The organism is Rheinheimera baltica (assembly GCF_030731985.1).
Lineage (GTDB): Bacteria > Pseudomonadota > Gammaproteobacteria > Enterobacterales > Alteromonadaceae > Alishewanella > Alishewanella baltica.
On sequence record NZ_JAPJDY010000001.1, the window covers coordinates 44,188 to 63,415 of the forward strand.

General features: G+C 46.5%; 16 protein-coding genes. 6 read left to right on the forward strand and 10 right to left on the reverse strand.

All coding sequences use genetic code 11. The annotated features are described in order from the left end of the window. Positions 1-12: 12 nt before the first annotated feature. Positions 13-294: a pyrimidine/purine nucleoside phosphorylase gene (gene ppnP / locus ORJ00_RS00230; RefSeq protein ID WP_027671737.1), complete on the reverse strand. Its 282-nt coding sequence runs from the start codon at positions 292-294 to the stop codon at positions 13-15. A gap of 256 nt (positions 295-550) precedes the next feature. Between ppnP and ORJ00_RS00235 the strand changes: the two genes are divergently transcribed. Both ORJ00_RS00235 and ORJ00_RS00240 read left to right on the forward strand, forming a co-directional pair. Next, on the forward strand, positions 551-3,070 hold the full coding sequence (locus ORJ00_RS00235) for an ExeM/NucH family extracellular endonuclease (RefSeq protein WP_306138671.1): 2,520 nt from the start codon (positions 551-553) through the stop codon (positions 3,068-3,070). Between the two features lie 19 nt (positions 3,071-3,089). Next, a complete protein-coding gene (locus ORJ00_RS00240) occupies positions 3,090-3,659 on the forward strand; it encodes a PEP-CTERM sorting domain-containing protein (RefSeq protein WP_306125140.1) in 570 nt (189 codons plus the stop codon). Positions 3,660-3,826: 167 nt separating this feature from the next. Here the strand turns inward: ORJ00_RS00240 and fadE are convergent, their stop codons facing one another. After that, a complete protein-coding gene (gene fadE, locus ORJ00_RS00245; protein WP_305972923.1) occupies positions 3,827-6,304 on the reverse strand; it encodes an acyl-CoA dehydrogenase FadE in 2,478 nt (825 codons plus the stop codon). Positions 6,305-6,487: 183 nt separating this feature from the next. Here fadE and ORJ00_RS00250 point away from each other — a divergent pair, with 183 nt between their 5' ends. Beyond that, complete coding sequence (locus ORJ00_RS00250) at positions 6,488-7,255, forward strand: class II glutamine amidotransferase (protein WP_027671733.1); 768 nt, start codon at positions 6,488-6,490, stop codon at positions 7,253-7,255. Here the strand turns inward: ORJ00_RS00250 and ORJ00_RS00255 are convergent. The 8 genes from ORJ00_RS00255 to ORJ00_RS00290 all read right to left on the reverse strand — a co-directional run bounded on the left by ORJ00_RS00255 (position 7,234) and on the right by ORJ00_RS00290 (position 13,670). Then, the gene (locus ORJ00_RS00255) at positions 7,234-7,983 is read right to left on the reverse strand and encodes a DUF3108 domain-containing protein (RefSeq protein WP_305972927.1); all 750 of its coding nucleotides are present in this window, start codon (positions 7,981-7,983) and stop codon (positions 7,234-7,236) included. The genes ORJ00_RS00250 and ORJ00_RS00255 overlap by 22 nt on opposite strands. Beyond that, positions 7,967-8,614, reverse strand: a complete 648-nt coding sequence (gene purN, locus ORJ00_RS00260; RefSeq protein ID WP_027671732.1) for a phosphoribosylglycinamide formyltransferase — start codon at positions 8,612-8,614, stop codon at positions 7,967-7,969. Before purN ends, ORJ00_RS00255 begins: the two co-directional genes overlap by 17 nt. 8 nt (positions 8,615-8,622) lie before the next feature. Then, entirely contained in the window at positions 8,623-9,666 is a 1,044-nt protein-coding gene (gene purM / locus ORJ00_RS00265; protein WP_306125141.1) for a phosphoribosylformylglycinamidine cyclo-ligase, read from the reverse strand. 78 nt (positions 9,667-9,744) lie between these two features. Beyond that, entirely contained in the window at positions 9,745-10,149 is a 405-nt protein-coding gene (locus ORJ00_RS00270; RefSeq protein WP_306125142.1) for a hypothetical protein, read from the reverse strand. Positions 10,150-10,157: 8 nt separating this feature from the next. Beyond that, positions 10,158-11,054 (reverse strand): LysR family transcriptional regulator, encoded by an 897-nt coding sequence (locus ORJ00_RS00275; protein ID WP_027671729.1) that lies wholly within the window; start codon positions 11,052-11,054, stop codon positions 10,158-10,160. Between the two features lie 24 nt (positions 11,055-11,078). Then, a complete protein-coding gene (gene cmoB, locus ORJ00_RS00280) occupies positions 11,079-12,044 on the reverse strand; it encodes a tRNA 5-methoxyuridine(34)/uridine 5-oxyacetic acid(34) synthase CmoB (RefSeq protein WP_305972935.1) in 966 nt (321 codons plus the stop codon). Positions 12,045-12,052: 8 nt separating this feature from the next. Beyond that, complete coding sequence (gene cmoA / locus ORJ00_RS00285; RefSeq protein WP_306125143.1) at positions 12,053-12,778, reverse strand: carboxy-S-adenosyl-L-methionine synthase CmoA; 726 nt, start codon at positions 12,776-12,778, stop codon at positions 12,053-12,055. A 55-nt stretch (positions 12,779-12,833) separates the two neighbouring features. Beyond that, positions 12,834-13,670, reverse strand: a complete 837-nt coding sequence (locus ORJ00_RS00290; protein ID WP_306125144.1) for a DUF72 domain-containing protein — start codon at positions 13,668-13,670, stop codon at positions 12,834-12,836. Positions 13,671-13,736: 66 nt separating this feature from the next. Between ORJ00_RS00290 and ORJ00_RS00295 the strand changes: the two genes are divergently transcribed. The 3 genes from ORJ00_RS00295 to ORJ00_RS00305 all read left to right on the forward strand — a co-directional run bounded on the left by ORJ00_RS00295 (position 13,737) and on the right by ORJ00_RS00305 (position 19,226). Next, positions 13,737-16,556: a transporter substrate-binding domain-containing protein gene (locus ORJ00_RS00295; RefSeq protein ID WP_305977562.1), complete on the forward strand. Its 2,820-nt coding sequence runs from the start codon at positions 13,737-13,739 to the stop codon at positions 16,554-16,556. 83 nt (positions 16,557-16,639) lie between these two features. Further along, entirely contained in the window at positions 16,640-18,415 is a 1,776-nt protein-coding gene (aspS, locus tag ORJ00_RS00300; protein WP_306125145.1) for an aspartate--tRNA ligase, read from the forward strand. A gap of 67 nt (positions 18,416-18,482) precedes the next feature. Continuing rightward, positions 18,483-19,226 (forward strand): YebC/PmpR family DNA-binding transcriptional regulator, encoded by a 744-nt coding sequence (locus ORJ00_RS00305; RefSeq protein ID WP_306125146.1) that lies wholly within the window; start codon positions 18,483-18,485, stop codon positions 19,224-19,226. Positions 19,227-19,228 lie beyond the last annotated feature (2 nt).

The following is a 19,228-nucleotide window of genomic DNA, read 5'->3' on the forward strand; positions in this document are numbered from 1 at the left end:
CTTAATACAACATCAGGCATAGGTGCAAAGGTACGCGGTATCTACAGCAACCTGCAACTGAAACTTCACATTAGCTGGTACTTCAAACTGTTGGCCGCGACTGAAGGTTTGCCAGCCGTTGGCGCCAGGTAGTAATACCGTTAAAGCGCCGCTAACAACAGTCATCACTTCATGCTGGCTGGTGCCAAATTCATATTCGCCCGGGGCCATGACACCCACTGTCGCAGGGAGTTGCTCGCCGGCAAAAGCGATCGACGCTACGTTGCCATCAAAATATTGGTTTACTTTAAACATGTGGTACTCCTGATAATAGAACGACGTACAGTAAACCTTATCTTGCAGCCAGATGGAAGTGAGTAGCAGACATTCGGATTGCTTTATGGCTGATTATTTCACAGATTGAAGTAAAAACATTTATTAAAGTTTGTGTAAAAATTACTGGCGCATATTCGTAAAAAAATACTTGCAATAATTTGCTCAAAGTTAATTAATCTGCCATAAAAGCGCTTTATATTTGCTTGTCCTTAACAATAATAACCAGGGAGTTAAAATGAAAATCAGGGCGCTATCAGCAACCATCGCCATGTTATTAGCACCGGCCGTCCACGCCGATTTATTTATTTCTGAATATATAGAAGGTTCCGGCAACAACAAAGCACTGGAACTTTATAATCCGACAGCTGAAGCGATCTCACTTAGTGGCTATGCGATAAAAGTTTACTTCAACGGCAGTGCTAATGTTGGTACAACAATAAACCTTGCTGGTACTGTGCAGCCTGGCAGTACCTTTGTTTATGCATCAAGCAGTGCCTCTGCTGAACTTGTCGCATTGGCAGATCAAACATCGGGCAACAGCTTGTGGAATGGTGATGATGCCATAACATTAACCAATAATGACGTCGTCATTGACTCAATTGGCCAGCTAGGTACAGACCCCGGTTCAGCTTGGGGCTCGGGTGACACCACTACTGCAAATGATACTTTACGTCGCACGGCTGTGCTTTACGATACAAATACTAGCGACAGTTTCGACCCTTCAGTGCAGTGGCAAGGTTTTGCTCAGGATGATTTTAGCGATATTGGTCTGTTTAACGGTGAAGGCAATGGCCCGGTTGATCCTGAGCCGGATCCTGATCCGGTATTAACTTGTGGCGAGCCTGCAACGGCTATTTCAGTTATTCAAGGTGCCGGTGATGCCAGCCCGTTGGTTGGACAGATAGTGCAGGTTGAGGCCGTGGTTACACAAACCTCGCCTGGCCTACGAGGCTACAATATTCAAGCCGTTGGTGTTGAGCAAGATAATGACCCTGCCACCTCTGAGGGCGTGTTTGTGTATGCGAATAGTGCCGATTTGGGTGTGAGCACTGGTCAGCGTGTAAGGTTGCAGGCGACTGTTGCTGAATTTAATGGCCATACTCAGCTAACCAATATTACTGCCAGCCAGGATTGCGGCAGCAGCGAATTACCATCTGCAACACCATTGGCACTGCCTGTTACTACAATAGCCGAGATGGAGGCTGTAGAAGGGATGTTGGTACGTTTTGCGCAGACCTTAACGGTAAATGATACCTATACTCTTGGACGATTTGGTGAGCTGACGTTATCTAACGGCAGGCGTTACACGCCAACTCAGGTTGTTAGCCCGGGGGCAGAAGCCATTGCTCTGGCGGCGGCGCATGAATTAAACAAGATTGTGTTAGATGATGCCAACACAAGTCAGAATCCGGCGACAGTGCCTTATCCAGTAGGTGGTTTAGCTGCGACAAACTCGGTACGTAGCGGTGATACTGTAATTAACCTGACCGGTACCGTGCACTACGGTTTTAGTCAGTACCGCATTATGCCAACGCAAACGCCAGACTTTATTCAGAGTAATCCGCGCACTGCTGCGCCAGAGTTGTCAGCGGCAGGTAATGTTAAAGTCGCAAGCTTCAACGTGTTGAATTATTTTAATGGTAACGGCGCAGGCGGCGGTTTCCCTACGGCACGTGGCGCAGACAGTGCCGCTGAGTTTGAGCGCCAGCGGGCGAAAATTGTGTCAGCCTTGGCGGCCTTGGATGCCAGCGTTATCGGTTTGATGGAAATAGAAAATGATGGCTATGCAGCAACATCAGCCATTGCTGATCTGGTGAATGGCCTGCGTGAGACATCAGGTAATAACAATTGGCAGTTTATCAACGCCGGTGGCCCGGTTGGTTCTGATGAAATTACAGTTGGGTTAATCTACCGCAGTGATCTGGTGACGCCAGCTGCTGAGTTGATGATATTGGATTCTTCTAACTCAGCAGTTGATGCACAGGGTGTTGCGCTATTTGACGATAACCGTAACCGACCAATGTTGGCGCAGCGTTTCCGTGAGTTGGAAACTGACACAGAATTTGCCGTCATGGTAAACCATTTAAAATCGAAGGGCTCAGCATGTGGCGCTGGCGATAGCGATAACGGAGATGGTCAGGGTAACTGCAATATTAGCCGAAGCCGAGCAGCCGAAGCTATTGGTACTTTTGCAGCCCAGCAGTTTACTGATATTCCAGCCTTGGTTATCGGTGATCTGAATGCCTACGCCAAAGAAGACCCGATCACTACTTTAGCGCAGGCGGGTTATAAAAATGTGTTTGAAGTCCTGGGTAAAGTACCAAGTCATGGCTACGTGTTCTCCGGTTTATCAGGCTCACTGGATCATGCCTTGCTAAACGACAAGGCGATACAGTACCTGGTTGATGCAACCAAATGGAATATTAACGCAGATGAGCCAATAGCACTGGATTACAATGTTGAGTTTAAGACTCCGCAGCAACAATTGGATTACTTCGCAGGTGACGCTTATCGTTCATCAGATCATGACCCGGTAGTGGTTGCTTTACAACTTCCGGCCAGTTACCAAGCAGCTGATCTTGATCAAAATGGTGCAATTGATCAGCGTGATATTAGATTGTTTCAACAGATACTCAGACAAGGTGGTGCTTTGTCATTAAGTCTGGATTTTAATGGCGATGCTGTCGTGGATCAGCGTGATGTACGCGCTATGACTGCGCTTTGTGATTTGCCACGTTGCTTAAGCCCACAATAATTTAATGGAGAATAAAACAATGAAATCAATGTTATTTGCGCTGTGTTTACTGTTTACTGGTGCTAGTCATGCAGCGTTAATTCAATTAAATGCTGATCGTAGCGATTACCAAGTTGGCGATATCATAACGGTAACGCTGTCTATGAGCGACCTCACCGAGACCATGGGCGGGTTTTGGGCTGAGGTGTTATACCCGACATCTGCAGTGTCGTTACTTAACTGGCAATTTGGCAGTGGTTTCGACGATGGCTTTGGTAGCTATCAATTTGATGAACATAATGCGCTTGTTGGTGCACTCTTCCTGAGTGATTATGCTGATTTGTTTGCGGATGAGATGATACTCGCCACTCAACAAGGCCGCAGTTTTGAATTAGCAACCTTTAGCTTTTTAGCTGGGCAAGTTGGCGATGTATTGATAAGCCTTAATTTTATGAATTTTGGCGCGGTAAATTTTGCTAACGATTTTGTTGATGTTAGTGCTACTGATTTGAACCTTACTATCACTGCGGCTCAAGTACCTGCGCCTGCTTCAGCTCTGCTAATGCTGGCGGGACTTGGTTTATTATATCGCCGCAGATATGGTAAATGAGTCTTTGTTAGTTTGTTTGACTTAAGCGAGTAGCTGAAGCGAGTAACTGAAGTGAAGCTCGTATTAGTCTAGCTCGCAGCTAACTATAAGTTGTTCTGGTTAGTAAAATTAAAAAGGGCCTGTCAATCGACAGGCCCTTTTGTTTAAGTGTTATCAAAGGAACCTATTTAGGCTGCTTTATTTTGTTTGTCTTTTTCAACTGCACCAGCGCCTTGTTGCGTAAGAGTTTTATCCGCTGCCAGGTATTCTGGTTCAAAGTCATCAACATTGATGGCAAATAAGCGGCCTTGTTCTGCAGTACGAAGCTGTTGTGCTTCGGCATCGCTTATTACCTTCAGTTCCAGGCCTAAGTCTGCTACTTCGTTTAAGCGGAAGAATGGCAAACGTTTTCCTGCTGCGTGACTTACTTTGTCAAAAATAGGTTCAGCTGCAAGGATATCTTTTAGTGCCTGTTCCATTAAACCTAACTGGTTTAACGGCTCATTTTTCAGATATAAATGACTTCCAAGCCGTGAGCGTGCTTCACCAGGTGTTTGCATAATACGGGCAACTTTGTGCTCGGTGATGTCGGAGGCTTTACGTAAGGTGCGGCCCCATGGGAACACCACGCGCTTTAATACCACCGCCACTGCGCGGGCAGGGAAGTTATCAAACAACTCATCTAAAGCCAGCTGAGCTTTGGCCAGATTATCTTCACAGCACCACTGTACTAATGGCAAGTCTTCCGCTTTACGTCCGTCGTCGTTGTAACGCTTCAGTACAGACGATGTTAGGTAGAGCATACTTAAAATATCACCCAGACGCGCTGAAATACGTTCACGACGCTTAAGATCACCACCTAAGGTTCCCATAGCAACGTCTGACATCAGCGCTAATGCGGCGCTAAACCGGTTCATTTGTTTGTAGTATTTAGCTGTAGCGTCATTGTATGGGGCGCTGCTAAAAATGCCACCGCTTAACGATAACCAGAATGTACGGAAGAAGTTGCTAATAGCAAAACCAATATGGCCAAACAGCGCTTTGTCAAACGCGGTTACTGCCGCACGCTCGTCATCTAATTGTGCCGCCTGTAGTTCAGCTAACACGTATGGATGACAACGGATAGCGCCTTGTCCGTAGATAATCATATTACGGGTAAGTATGTTAGCGCCTTCTACCGTAATGGCCACCGGTGCACCTTGATATCCACGCGCCAGATAGTTATTTGGGCCCATACAGATGCCTTTACCACCATGCACATCCATAGCATCGATAATGGCCTGGCGCATACGCTCGGTCATGTGATACTTAGTTATGGCGGAAATAACAGACGGTTTCTCACCTAAGTCGATAGAGCCGACAGACATCGATGTTGACGCATCAGCCATATATGCATAGCCACCTACCCGCGCCATTACTTCTTCAACGCCTTCCATTTTACCAATAGGTAATTTGAACTGACGACGAATACGGGCATAAGCACCTGTTGCCAAAGCAACCGCTTTTATACCGCCAGTACTGTTTGAAGGGAGTGTTATTGCGCGGCCTACTGATAAACACTCAACCAACATGCGCCAGCCTTGGCCGGCCATTTTTTCACCACCGATAATATAATCTAGTGGTACAAAGATATTCTCACCCTGAGTAGGGCCATTTTGGAATGGCACATTCAGTGGGAAGTGACGACGGCCTATTTTAACACCCGGTGTGGTTACCGGAATTAGCGCACAGGTAATACCCAGCTCTTCTTTGTCGCCCAGTAAACCTTCCGGATCGTATAATTTAAACGCCAAACCCAGCACCGTAGCGATAGGTGCCAACGTGATGTAGCGTTTGTTCCAGGTAAGGCGCATACCAACAACTTCTTTGCCTTCCCATTCGCCTTTGCAAATAATGCCTGTGTCTGGTATTGCGCCAGCATCTGAACCCGCTTCCGGGCTGGTTAGGGCAAAACAAGGCACTTCCAGGCCTTTGGCCAGGCGTGGTAAATAATGCGCTTTTTGTTCATCAGTACCGTAGTGCTGCAGCAATTCACCGGGGCCTAGGGAGTTAGGTACACCAACGATGCTGGATAACACCATGCTTTTGCTGGTGAGTTTTTGCAGTACACAAGATTGCGCGAAAGCCGAGAATTCAAGACCACCGTACTGCTTTTTAATAATCATGGCGAAAAAGCCGTGATCTTTTAGGTACTGATATACTTCTGGCGAAAGATCAGCACGTTCGTGCGTAGTATGCCAGTCATCAACCATGGCCAGTAATTCTTCAACCGGTCCATCCAGAAACGCTTGTTCTTCAGCACTTAAACGTGGCACCGGAAAATTATGCATTTTATGCCAGTCTGGATTACCGCGGAATAAATCGGCTTCCCACCACGTTGTACCAGCATCAATAGCTTCTTTTTCTGTGCTTGACATTTCTGGCATGATTTTGCGATAGAGTGATAACAATGGTTTCGTAAGATATTGCTGGCGCACCGAGGCAATATTTAATGGTAAAGCTATCAACAGGAACACTAACCAACTTAGCGTACCCACAGTATCTAATACAGTACCAACGGCCAATATTATGGCGATGGCTGCAGTGAACATCGTCAAGCTGGCGCGGTTGTACGCCAGAATGCCAATTGCGGCGATAAGCGCCGCGCTAAGTATTACTAGTTCCATTTTATGCTCCGAAAAGAGGTCTGACCACTATCTCGCTAGAGTAGAACGCTTTAACTAAAGTTGCAAGCCCATATCTACGATGTTGCATAAAGTGATTGTCAACTTAAGTTGCAACTTATACGCTAAGCATAGTCATTTGGTGCAATTTGTCCTGCTAAATGCGTTTAGAAGGTAATAAGAAATATGTGCGAATTACTTGGCATGTCCGCCAATGTGCCAACTGATATCTGTTTTAGTTTTAAAGGCCTGAAAGAACGCGGCGGGCGAACCGGCCCACATAAGGATGGCTGGGGAGTTGCATTTTACGAAAATAAAGGCGTCTGCACGTTTAAAGATGCGCTGCCCAGTTATCAGTCTGAAATAGCCCGGTTAGTGTCGGATTACCCGATTAAAAGTAAAGCGGTTATTGCCCATGTGCGCCAGGCAAACCGCGGCAGGGTAGCGCTTGAAAACACACATCCGTTTACCCGCGAACTTTGGGGCCGATATTGGACCTATGCCCATAATGGTCAACTCACAAACTATCAGCAACTGCCGGTGCAGCGCTTTACGCCGGTGGGCACAACAGACAGTGAGCGTGCATTTTGTTTTCTGTTGAGTGAGCTCGATAAACGTTATCCGCAAAAGCCTGCCAGCCGAAAGCAAGCCTTTACGTTTATTCAGCGCCAATGCAAAACACTGCACAAGCTTGGTGTTTTTAATATGCTACTGACCGATGGTGAGTACTTGTTAACCTATTGCACCACCAAATTACATTGGATAACGCGGCGTGCTCCCTTTGGCATGGCGCGTTTATCTGACGTGGATGTGGACATTGATTTTAGTACTGAAACGACGCCGAATGATGTCGTGACTATTATTGCAACAGAGCCACTGACCAATAACGAGCAGTGGCACAAGATGCAAAATGGTGAGAGCCAATTGTTTCGTTACGGCGAGCCTATAGGCTGAGTTTCCGGGGTAATGTCCAGTTTGTACAGCTGGACATCAAATTGCTCTACGTTGTCTTCACCGCGCCAAAGTCTCACCAGCATATAGTCAAGTTCAGGTGCAACCCAGGCATAAATTTGCTTATCACTATTTTGCTCTATGCGAGCAATGCGCAGCGTTTTTATATTGCCATATGGCAGCGGTAGCATCTCTTCAGCAACCACTTTGTAATGGTATTCCTTTGTATTGCCACTGCGATTAAGCACCGTGTAATTAAAATCGGTTTTACCCGCTTTTAAATCCAGCACCAATTGTAGCTGATAACTTATTTGATCTAACCAGTCATCTTGCCAGTTGACGGCCTTTTGTTTTTGGTTGGCACCTTCGCTGAGTGTTTTCTTTACAGGGTCAAGGTTGAGTTCGTAATAACGATTAGGGCCAGTACCTGAGCGCTGCATAATGTAACGTAACGGCTGAATTTGGCCATTGTTAATCACAAAGTCGGAGGTTTCTTCGCGCTTGTCAGAGAATATCATCCAGCTGATATCGCTGCTGTATCCTAGCTGGTAGCCCTGTTCTGTTGTTTTTAGATAGCGTTTAGCGTCGCCATGTTTTTTACCGGCGCGATACACAATATAGTCAGCATTAAACTCACTAAGTGGTGCTATATCGGCATACAGTGCATTGGAAAATAGGCTGGTAACTATTACAAAAGGCGCCCAAAAGCGCCGTTTAATCATCTTCGTCATTGGCATACCCGTTGGCGGCTAATACATTACCATCCAACCATGCCTGATCTGCTTGCTGTTGTAAACGGCTTTGACAAAACCAACGCACAACCAGCGGATAGATACGGTGTTCCTGTTCATGCACACGCTCAGCCAGAGATGTTACATCGTCATCGCTGAATAACGGTACTTTCGCCTGCAAAATAACCGGTCCACCATCAAGTTGCTCGGTAACAAAATGTACGCTGCAACCATGCTCAGTATCACCTGCGTCGATTGCCCGCTGATGTGTATCCAGCCCCTGGTATTTAGGCAGTAAGGACGGATGCACGTTTAATAAACGGCCTTGATAATGTCTTACAAAACAGGGGGTCAGGATGCGCATAAAGCCAGCAAGTACCACCAGATCGGGTTGATAGGCGTCGATAGTTTTAATCAGTGCCTGATCGTAATCTTCGCGGTTGGAAAATGCTTTATGGCTAAGTGCTTCGGTTGCGATACCCGCATCACTTGCCCGCACTAAGCCGTAAGCATCGGCTTTGTTGGCGATAACAGCAGTGACTTTAGCCGGAATAAACCCGCTACTGCAGGCATCAATGATTGCCTGCAGGTTAGAGCCGCTACCAGAAATCAGTACTACGATAGATTTCATCGGTGGCCTTATTCGTTAATAATGACCAGTTCATCACCGGCTGCTGCCGCGGCAATTTCGCCCAGATGCCAAGCGGTTTCTCCAGCAGCTGAAATTAGGCTAAGTGCTTGTGGTAACGTATCTTTAGGCACGACAACAATCATACCAACACCACAGTTAAAGGTGCGGTACATTTCATGGCGGCTAATATTGCCTTGTTGTTGCAGCCAGTTAAATATGGCAGGCCATTGCCAGCTATTACCATCAATTACCGCTTTAGTATTTTCGGGCAATACACGAGGAATGTTTTCCCAAAAACCACCACCAGTAATATGGCATAGTGCGTGCACCGGTGTTTGCTTAATCATACTAAGCAAATTTTTCACATATATACGAGTAGGTTCGAGTAAATGATCGGCAATAGATTTGCCTTCCAAAACGGTGTCAGCAGATTGGCCACTGACTTCCAGCACTTTACGAATTAGCGAAAAACCATTGGAATGTGGGCCTGATGACGCCAGGGCAATTATCTGATCGCCTGGTTGCGCTTTTGTACCATCAATGATGTCTGCTTTTTCTACCACGCCGACACAAAAGCCCGCGATATCATAATCTTCACCATGATACATGCCAGGCATTTCTGCAGTTTCGCCGCCTACTAATGAACAGCCAGATTGGAAACAGCCTTCAGCAATGCCATTGACGACGGCACTGGCAGTGTCAACATCAAGTTTGCCGGTTGCATAGTAATCGAGGAAAAACAGGGGCTCAGCACCTTGCACAACTAAATCATTAACGCACATGGCAACTAAGTCTATACCAACACCATCGTGGCGCTTTAGATCCATGGCTAAACGTAATTTTGTACCGACACCATCCGTACCTGAAACGAGCACGGGCTCTTTGTAACCTGCAGGGATTTGGCACAGCGCACCAAAACCGCCCAAACCACCCATAACTTCCGGACGACGTGTACGCTTTACGGCACCCTTGATGCGTTCAACTAGGGCGTTTCCGGCGTCAATATCGACACCGGCGTCTTTGTAGCTTAAAGATGTTTTCTGCTCGCTCACGGCTATCCTCGAATGGCTGAAAGTGGAAAGGCTTAAGATTTGCGGCATTTTACCTGTATAACGGCGCCGACAAAAGCCTTACTGCATAGCATTTGCCATAGCTTGCTTCATATAGTTAGCTAAGCTGATCGTGTTATCTTGGGTTATTTTATGGTAACACACTGATGCAAAAGGAAATTCTTTGTCATTAAATTGTACAAAAACAAAAGGTGCTTTCTTATCCGTCTGATTGTATTGCCACTGGCCACCAACATGCGCAATGAATACCTGGCCGATATATGCACCAAAAATGTTGCATAGGGTAAACATAATCTCAGCAGAATGTGGTGCTGCCTGCTCGTGAGAATGAAGTTCTGCCAAAAGCTGGTCGACTAACAGCAAACTAGTGAGTGATTTATCCAATTCAACCTGATGCTCCTTTGCAAAGCGAATCGCGTCATTGGATGCATCCTGCATTAAAGTACTTATTTCGTGTTGTTGCATAGTCAGCCTCAGTTTTTCTGATGTGCAGCCAATATTAACTGGCGTAATTGTTTACTGCCGGGGCCCAGTGTTTCTTCTTTTGGCGTTACCAGCGATATAGCCGCTACGCGTTCACTGTTCTGATTTAGGTCAATCTGCACCAGCGCACCTGTGGCTATTATGTCGGCGACCATAAAATCGGGGATCCAGCAAAATCCCAAACCCATCTGTAAAATGTCTATTGCTTCAAAAAAATTATCCACTGTCCAACGTTGCTCTGCACGCAGCCAACCCGCATTTTCCTGGGGTTTTTTTGCTGTGTCACGGATCACCAGCTGCAGGTGTTGGCTCAGTTCATTTTGATCGATATTGTCTTTTCCGGCGAGCGTGTTGTCACGGCCTGTAACTGGGATAAAGCGGACAACGCACAAGGGTTCACCCAGATAGCCTTTGGGAATAATTGCGGAAGCCGCCAAGACCAGATCGGCACTTTTTTGCTGAATAATTTCTGCGCTGCCGGTAATGACGCTATCGATCAGTTGAATACGGCTACCCCGACTTAACGGGTAAAATGCTGCCAGTGCTTGGTTTAAGAAATGACGGGGGTATGCCAGTTCTACTGCAACCCGTATTTCGGGCTCCCAGCCCTGATCAATATTCGACGCCAGTAATTCCAAATCTTCAACTTGTTGGGTTAATAGACGTGAGCGGCGTAGCATAACTTCGCCAGCTGCGGTCAAATGGGCTTTGCGTCCGCGAACCTCTAACAGCTCAACCCCAAGTTGGCTTTGCAGTTTAGCTACCGCATGGTTTAGTGATGATTGGCTTTTATTAAGCCGCTCAGCAGCTTGTGCATAGCCGCCTGCGTCCACTACTGCTTGCAAAATGCGCCATTGCTCTAAGGTTGAACGGGGACGGTAGGGCATAGAAGTAGCAGGGCTCCAACGCAATTAATTATTGGCAATGATCACCGCGCGTAGCGGTGCCGGATAACCTTCAATGGTTTTACTATGATCAGTTGCGTCCAGAAAATCAATTAAACTTTCATTTTCCATCCAAGCCGTTTTACGTTGCTCGTCTAACGTCGTGCGGTTTAAATCGACCAGTCGCACGTTGCTAAAACCCAGCCGTTGTAACCAGTGTACTAGTGCTTGCACGCTGGGTATAAACCAGACATTGCGCATTTTGGCGTAGCGTTCGCCAGGCACTAATACGGTGTTTTCATCACCTTCAACCACCAGCGTTTCAAGGATTAATTCGCCGCCAGGGCGCAGCTGGTTTTTAAGCTGTTGCAGAAAATCCAACGGTGAGCGTCGATGGTACAACACGCCCATGGAAAACACGGTATCAAACTGTTTTAGTGCGGGCATATCGTCGATACCAATTGGGATCAGATTAACCGCTGGGTCGGGGTTAAAGTGTTTTATTGCCTGAAACTGCGCATAAAACAGTTGTGATGGGTCAATGCCAACCACAAATTCTGCTCCTTCACCGCGCATGCGCCACAAGTGATACCCGCTACCGCAGCCAACATCTAGCACAAATCGATGTTGTAATGGTGCAACATGCGGCAGTACCCGGTCCCACTTAAAATCGGAGCGCCACTCGGTATCAATGTTGATGCCGTGAATAGTAAACGGGCCTTTTCGCCATGGCTTCAATTGCTGTAATACATATTGAATTTGCTGTGCGGCGCCGGTACTGATGTCGTCAGCACTGCCAAACTCAACATTGTGTTTTATTTCAATGTATTGGGCAGTGGTATCAGGCAGATGCGCAATTGCTTTTTGCCATTGCTTAAAGTCACCGTGCAGAGCGTCTTTGCTCCAGTTTGCCAGTTGGGCGGGTAATGTTTCCAGCCAATGATGCAGTTTGTTGGTCGCCAGTTGGGCATAAAAGGAGGTAAAGTCGAGCATAGGAAACCTTATTTAATCGCTAACATTGAGCAAAAGTTAAAGCACTGAAACCATAGCGTCTGGCTACTAAAGCCGGCCTGTTGCAGGCGCTGCTGATGTTGTTGCAAGGTATCGGGTTTCATTACATTCTCAAGTGCGCTGCGTTTTTGGCTAATCTCAAGCTCGCTATAACCATTAGCACGTTTAAACTCATAGTGCAGGTCAATTAACAGCTCATTTGCGGTGTGGTCGGCACTGATAAATTTCTCTGACAATATCAACACGCCACCGGGCTTTAGCCCCTGATAGATTCGTTGTGTTAAGGCGCTTCGGTCGGCTTGTGGCAAAAATTGTAGGGTGAAATTAATTACTACTATTGCTGCATTTTCAATGGGTTGCTGCCTAATGTCAGCCAGTTTCACCTGTACTGGTACGTCAGAGCGAAACACTTGCAAATGCCGTTCACAGCGCTCAACCATTGCTTTACTGTTATCTACCGCCACCAGAGTACTGTTAGCTGCGCTTATATTACGTCGCATCGCTAGCGTCGCTGCACCCAAAGAGCAACCCAAATCATAATAGGTGCTGTCAGGCTGTTGATAACGGCTGGTAAGTTTACCAATGGTCTGAATAATGGTTTGGTAACCCGGCACTGAGCGCTGAATCATATCTGGAAATACTTCAGCGACCTGATCATCAAAACAGAAGTCAGGTACCTGTGTCAGCGGTTCGGCAAAAATGTCGTCTTTATGCATAATTTGAGTTGGGACTGTAAAAAGTGGCGTTAGTTTAGCGTAAAAGCTGGCAACACTACAGTAAGCTGAACTGCTGTTCGCCAGGCCAGGGATCTCTGCAGGGATGTGGATACTGCAGCGCGGCGGCAAATTGCCGGCATAGCACTGGTGCAAGGGTGTTATCAGGCGTATGGAAAAAGCAAAACGGGCTTTTGCCTTCATCTAACCATTGTCTGACTTTTAGCAGCCAGGGTTGATAAAACTGACTGTTTAGTGTCATATCGTCGGTACCGATAAATCTTAGCATTGGTGTTTGACTAAAACTTATCGCATGGACAGGTAATCTGGGTTTTTTGGCGTGAGCGTCAAGCAATGCAGGGGTGTCAGGTGTAACTGAAAACAATGCTCTACTGTCAAACACCACTCGCTCAGCACCATAGTGTTGCAACATCCGGTGTAGTTGTATTTCATGTTCTGCTTTGTCAAAAAATGCAACATGACGCACTTCCAATGCACAGCGATGGTGTTGACTAATCAGGGCTAGCATCGCTTGTATCTGTGGCAGTTGCGCTGGCCCGCAGCGGGCGGGTAGCTGCAATTGCACCATGGCCAGTTTTTCACCTAATATCGCCATTTTCTCTAACCAAACGGTTAGTTGCTCTGCACTGTCTGGCGCGGCTTGATGACTGATACGCTGGGGTACTTTTAACACAAAGCGATAATCAGCTGGTGTGTCACGATGCCAACGCTGCAAGGTTTCGTCACTTGGGTCGGCATAAAAAGTGGTATTGCCTTCTGCACTGTTAAAATAATGGCCGTATTGCAACAGAAAATCTGTCGGTTTTGCATCAGATGTAAATAGGGTGCTTTTCCATTTTGGGTTAGCCCACAGCGGACAACCAAGATATAACATCAGCGACTTGACCTTATTAAAGTGGCAGCGTAAAACTAAAGTACGGTGGTCAGGAAGCATAACATAATGATATTCAGGTTTTTACTTTGTTTGCTTGTACTCAGTTTGGCTGGAATGCGCGCTCATGCTGCATCGACGCTGCCCGACCCGCTTAAAATTGTTATTAGTAATGACACCTTTCCTTATATGTTTCTCGATGAAAACGGTAATGCAGCCGGGTTGGTGGTTGATTACTGGCAAGAGATTGCTAAACAGCAACAGATCGAGGTGCAATTTGTTATGGCAGATTGGGCTCAGACCTTAGCGGTGTTGAAACGCGGTGAGGTACACTTGCATGGCGGTATCGCCAAAACTGCCGAGCGCGAGCTGAATTACCAGTTAGGTGCCACTGGCATTGACATATATAGCAACGTATTTGTGCACAGAGATATGCCAAGTATTTCTAAATTGAGTGATCTAACACCTTACAGTATTGGCGTGGTTGATAAGTCCAGCCATGTCGACAGTATTAGAGCGCTGGTGCCAGATGTAGTGCTTAAACCTTACCCTAATGTCACGGTAATGTATGACGCTGCATTGAACGGAAAAATAAACGTGATGACGGGGCTTGATAGGCTGCCACCCCGTTATGAGCGATACGACGAGTTATCAAAACAATTTCCAATGTATCGCAAAATTCCATTGCGCAATATCTCGCTCAGTTACGCGGTTAATAAGAACAACGCCTTGTTCGAGTTGTTACAGCAAATAACACAAACGGTTGATCAAGCATTTCTAGATCGCCTGGAGCGGCGTTGGCTTGGTACTGCAACAGATGATGATACGTTACTACTCGGTGTAGCCATTGACAATCCGCCCTATACCCATGTTTCTAATCAAGGTGAAGCACAAGGTCTTTTTGTCGATTTGTGGCGGCAATGGGCTAAAGAAACAGGAACGAAAATTGCCTTTGTACCTGATCGATCCTATCAAAATATTCAAAATCTGAAAAAAGGTCGCATAGATGCGCTGATAAGCTTCCCTGACAATAATTTGCAGGAAGACAACATTATGGCGGCCTATCAGATTTATGGTTTCCAATCAAAATTTTATGCCCTAAAAGCGAACCCGCAAAGTACGTTAACGGCGAGCTCCGCTGTTAAAGTAGGCGTCTATGAAAACGCACCTTATGTCAACGAATTGCGCCGGCGTTACCCTAATGCCGAGTTTATTCGTTACCGCAAGTTGGCAGACATGCTCAGTGCGGCAGTCGATGGCAAGTTAGCCGGTTTTTTCGGTGCAGCAGCGATAATGCCGACACGATTACAGCAACTGAATCAGGCTGAGCTGTTTACAGAGCAGCAAGACTCAGAAATTATTTCGCCAATGTATAGCTTAGTTCGTGCAGGTAACGACGAGCTCGCTGAGAAAATTCGCAGTGGTTTTGCCAAGTTGCCGCTTGATACTTTTATTGAAATTGAAAAAGCGTGGGTTCCCCAAAGTAATTTGTGGTATTTCCCACAGTTTAGGTATCAAACACCGTTAACGGAAGACGAGCGCAAATGGGTTAATGAGCATACCCCCCTTAAGGTGGCTATGTTAGCTGATTGGTCACCTATGGAGTTTGTCGATGAAAACGGTAAACCGGCAGGCGTAACGGTTGATATGCTAGCGATTTTGGCGCAGCGATTACAGGTGCGATTTGATATAAAAATTTACCAAACGTTTGAGCAAATGCTAACTGATCTGCAACTTAAAAACATTGATCTCATTGCCAATGTTTCTGAACGGGAAGAGCGGAAACATTTTGCCAGTTTTAGCGATGAGTTTTGGGCAATGAAATGGGCTGTTGTTAGTTCCTTCAATGCGGATGGTATTGTCAGTGCAGCTGAATTAAATGGTCGAAGAGTGGCAATTTATAAAGATTATCAATTAGCGCGGCAGCTAAACGATGTTTATCCTTCGATTGAGATAGTGCCGGTAGAATCGTTAAGAGCGGGTTTGGCGTTGTTGCAACAAGATGATGTGGATTTCGTGCTTGACTCGGTACAAGCGTCAACGGAAGCGTTGCGCCAAGCCGGCTTTGTGCATCTTAAAGTGCAAATACTAGAGGACTTGCCATATTACCCTTCGTTAATTGCAGTACGAGCAGATTATCCCACTTTGACAAATATATTAAATAAAGGGCTGCGCAGCATTGGCGAGCAAGAGCGTGATGAACTCTACGAAAAGTGGTTTAGTTTGCAAATAACGCAAGGCATTAACAAGTCCCAGCTGCGCCAGTTAATGTGGCAAATTGGCGGTGCGGTTGCTTTGCTACTGACGTTTGTTGTGCTGTGGAATTTGTCACTGCGCCGCGAGGTAGCATTACGCAGGCATGCTGAACAGCAAATGCGTTTTATGGCCACGCATGACGATTTAACTAAGCTTCCAAACCGCACTCTGGTAAAAGAGCGCATTCAACAAGCGTTACTTCAGCATGCCCGGCATAATGAGATAATGGCGCTGCTTTTTATCGATTTGGATGGGTTCAAAGAAGTCAATGACCAGTACGGCCACGATACAGGAGATGAATTGTTAATGAAGTTGGCCGCGGTGCTAAGTGGCGTAGTAAGAAAGAGTGATACGGTCGCCAGATTTGGTGGTGATGAATTCGTTATTTTACTCACTGGCCTTCTAAGTCGGGATGACGCTGCCATCGTCGCCCAGAAAGTTTTATCGCAACTGTCAGAACCAATGACGCTGTCTGTAGGCGACGTGCAAGTTGGCGCCAGTATAGGTATTGCTGTATATCCTGATGATGGCACGGATTGCGCAAGATTATTAAAAGTAGCGGATAGTCTAATGTACCGGATCAAACAGCAGGGCAAAAATCATTACTGTTTCTCTAAAGCGGGGTTTTCGTGAACGGGCAGTGACATTAGGCGTCAATTCTATATAATTAGCCGTCATTTTAGTGCCGCTGATTAGCAAGGTAGAAGGAAGGTTTAATGCGTAGCCATTATTGCGGTTTGTTAACCGCGCAACATGTTGAACAACAAGTGTCTTTATGCGGTTGGGTTAATCGCCGCCGTGATCTGGGCGGACTGATATTTTTAGACCTGCGCGACCGTGAAGGTATGGTGCAGGTAGTGTGCGATCCAGATTTAAAAGAGTTGTTCGATGTGGCTTACACCTTGCGTAACGAATTTTGTATTCAGATTATTGGCCAGGTTCGTGCGCGTCCAGATTCACAAATCAATAAAGACATGGCAACAGGCGAAGTTGAAGTCTATGCCAGCGAACTGATTATCCTCAATAAAGCTGCGCCATTGCCACTGGATTCAAATCAAAACAATAGCGAAGAACAGCGGTTAAAGTATCGCTATCTTGATTTGCGTCGTCCTATGATGACCGAGCGGTTGAAGTTTCGCGCCAAAGTGACCAGTTTTGTGCGCAACTTTATGGACAGTAATGGGTTTATGGATGTTGAAACACCCATCCTAACCAAGGCTACACCGGAAGGCGCTCGTGATTACCTGGTACCAAGCCGCACGCACAAAGGTGAATTTTTTGCACTACCCCAGTCCCCACAACTGTTTAAACAATTGTTGATGATGTCAGGGCTTGATCGCTACTACCAAATTGTTAAATGCTTTCGTGATGAAGATTTACGCGCTGACCGTCAGCCAGAATTTACTCAGATTGATATCGAAACCTCTTTTATGACATCTGAGCAAGTGATTGAGGTTACGGAAAAAATGGTTCATCAGATGTTTAACGAGTTGTTAAGCGTCGATTTGGGCCAGTTCCCGCGTATGACCTACTTTGAAGCAATGCGTTTGTACGGTTCAGATAAGCCAGATTTACGTAACCCCATGCAGTTTGTAGATGTTGCCGATGTACTTAAAGACGTTGAGTTTAAAGTGTTCTCGGGCCCGGCTAACGATGCGAAGGGCCGTGTTGTCGCCTTAAAAGTACCTGGCGCGGCAGAGAAAGTTTCTCGCAAAGATATTGATAATTACACCAATTTTGTTGGTATCTATGGTGCTAAAGGTTTGGCATGGATGAAGGTAAACGATGTCGCTGCAGGAAGTGATGGTGTGCAGTCGCCGGTGGCAAAGTTTTTAACGCCAGACATTATTGCCAGCATTATTGCCCGTACCGATGCCGCTAATGGTGACTTAATATTCTTTGGTGCAGACAGCTACAAGGTAGTCTGTGAAGCGATGGGCGCATTGCGTCTTAAGCTGGGCGAAGATTTAGGCATTACGCAACCGGGTTGGAAGCCATTGTGGGTTGTTGATTTCCCAATGTTCGAAGAAAACGATGATGGCAGTTTCTCGGCTGTGCATCACCCGTTCACCTCGCCATTAGACACTTCGGCTTTTTTAAGTACAGCCAATAACGATTTGCAGTTAGGTTCGTTGCTATCTAATGCCTATGATATGGTATTAAATGGCACTGAATTAGGCGGTGGTTCGGTGCGTATTCATACGGCCGATGTGCAGGCAAAGGTGTTTACCTTACTAGGCATTAGCGATGAAGAAGCGGCTGAAAAGTTTGGTTTCTTGTTAGAAGCGTTAAAGTACGGCGCGCCACCACATGCGGGTTTAGCGTTCGGCCTGGATCGTTTAGTGATGCTAATGACGGGTGCTACATCAATTCGCGATGTAATGGCATTTCCTAAAACAGCTACAGCTGCTTGTCCGTTAACAGATGCACCTGGTGCCGCTAACCCAGCGCAACTGGCAGAGTTAGGTATCAGTGTCGTCGCTAAGCAGTAACTACGACGGCACAGCGTTAATAGCAACACCGTGGCAGCTTAATGCTGCCACAACTAAGGAGTAACTAATGGCCGGCCATAGTAAATGGGCGAACATGAAGCATCGCAAGGCTCGTCAGGATGCTAAAAAAAGTAAAATCTTCACTAAAATAATCCGTGAGCTTACCGTTGCTGCCAAGCAAAACCCCGATGTCACTGCCAATCCACGCTTACGCTTAGCAGTCGATAAAGCCTTATCTGAAAATATGACCCGCGACACAATAGATCGGGCCATTAAGCGTGGCGCCGGAGCCAGTGATGCAGAAAACTATGAAGAGCTGGTATACGAAGGATACGGCCCCAATGGCGTTGCGGTTATTGTTGAAACGATGACGGATAACCATAAGCGCACGGTAGCCGATGTACGCCACGCGTTCACTAAAGCGGGTGGAAGCCTGGGGACGAGCGGCTCGGTGGCGTATTTATTTACTCGGCGTGGTGTATTGATGTATGCACCTGGGGTGAACGAAGATTCCTTGATGGAAGCCGCGCTTGAAGCTGGCGCCGACGATATCGTTACTGAAGCGGACGGCAGTGTTGAAGTCTTCACAACACCTGAGGAGTTCAGTGATGTGAAGCAGGCCTTGAGCGCAGCCGGTTTTAATCCGGATAGCGCAGATATTACCTTAGTACCGGCAACACGGGCTGAAGTAGATGAAAAATCTGTCGTAGCGTTTTTCAAAATGATTGACCAACTGGAAGACTCTGACGATGTGCAGAATGTGTATCATAATGCCGATATCAGCGATGCATTGATGCTTGAGCACGGGTAAAA

What these genes read in the sequence shown, in the direction of transcription:
- ORJ00_RS00250 (WP_027671733.1), top strand. Translation starts at nt 6,488, where the DNA reads ATGTGCGAATTACTTGGCATGTCCGCCAATGTGCCAACTGATATCTGT.
- ORJ00_RS00305 (WP_306125146.1), top strand. Translation starts at nt 18,483, where the DNA reads ATGGCCGGCCATAGTAAATGGGCGAACATGAAGCATCGCAAGGCTCGT.
- ppnP (WP_027671737.1), bottom strand. Translation starts at nt 294, where the DNA reads ATGTTTAAAGTAAACCAATATTTTGATGGCAACGTAGCGTCGATCGCT.
- ORJ00_RS00290 (WP_306125144.1), bottom strand. Translation starts at nt 13,670, where the DNA reads ATGTTATATCTTGGTTGTCCGCTGTGGGCTAACCCAAAATGGAAAAGC.
- ORJ00_RS00270 (WP_306125142.1), bottom strand. Translation starts at nt 10,149, where the DNA reads ATGCAACAACACGAAATAAGTACTTTAATGCAGGATGCATCCAATGAC.
- ORJ00_RS00275 (WP_027671729.1), bottom strand. Translation starts at nt 11,054, where the DNA reads ATGCCCTACCGTCCCCGTTCAACCTTAGAGCAATGGCGCATTTTGCAA.
- ORJ00_RS00240 (WP_306125140.1), top strand. Translation starts at nt 3,090, where the DNA reads ATGAAATCAATGTTATTTGCGCTGTGTTTACTGTTTACTGGTGCTAGT.
- ORJ00_RS00255 (WP_305972927.1), bottom strand. Translation starts at nt 7,983, where the DNA reads ATGACGAAGATGATTAAACGGCGCTTTTGGGCGCCTTTTGTAATAGTT.
- aspS (WP_306125145.1), top strand. Translation starts at nt 16,640, where the DNA reads ATGCGTAGCCATTATTGCGGTTTGTTAACCGCGCAACATGTTGAACAA.
- fadE (WP_305972923.1), bottom strand. Translation starts at nt 6,304, where the DNA reads ATGGAACTAGTAATACTTAGCGCGGCGCTTATCGCCGCAATTGGCATT.
- purN (WP_027671732.1), bottom strand. Translation starts at nt 8,614, where the DNA reads ATGAAATCTATCGTAGTACTGATTTCTGGTAGCGGCTCTAACCTGCAG.
- cmoB (WP_305972935.1), bottom strand. Translation starts at nt 12,044, where the DNA reads ATGCTCGACTTTACCTCCTTTTATGCCCAACTGGCGACCAACAAACTG.
- ORJ00_RS00295 (WP_305977562.1), top strand. Translation starts at nt 13,737, where the DNA reads ATGATATTCAGGTTTTTACTTTGTTTGCTTGTACTCAGTTTGGCTGGA.
- cmoA (WP_306125143.1), bottom strand. Translation starts at nt 12,778, where the DNA reads ATGCATAAAGACGACATTTTTGCCGAACCGCTGACACAGGTACCTGAC.
- ORJ00_RS00235 (WP_306138671.1), top strand. Translation starts at nt 551, where the DNA reads ATGAAAATCAGGGCGCTATCAGCAACCATCGCCATGTTATTAGCACCG.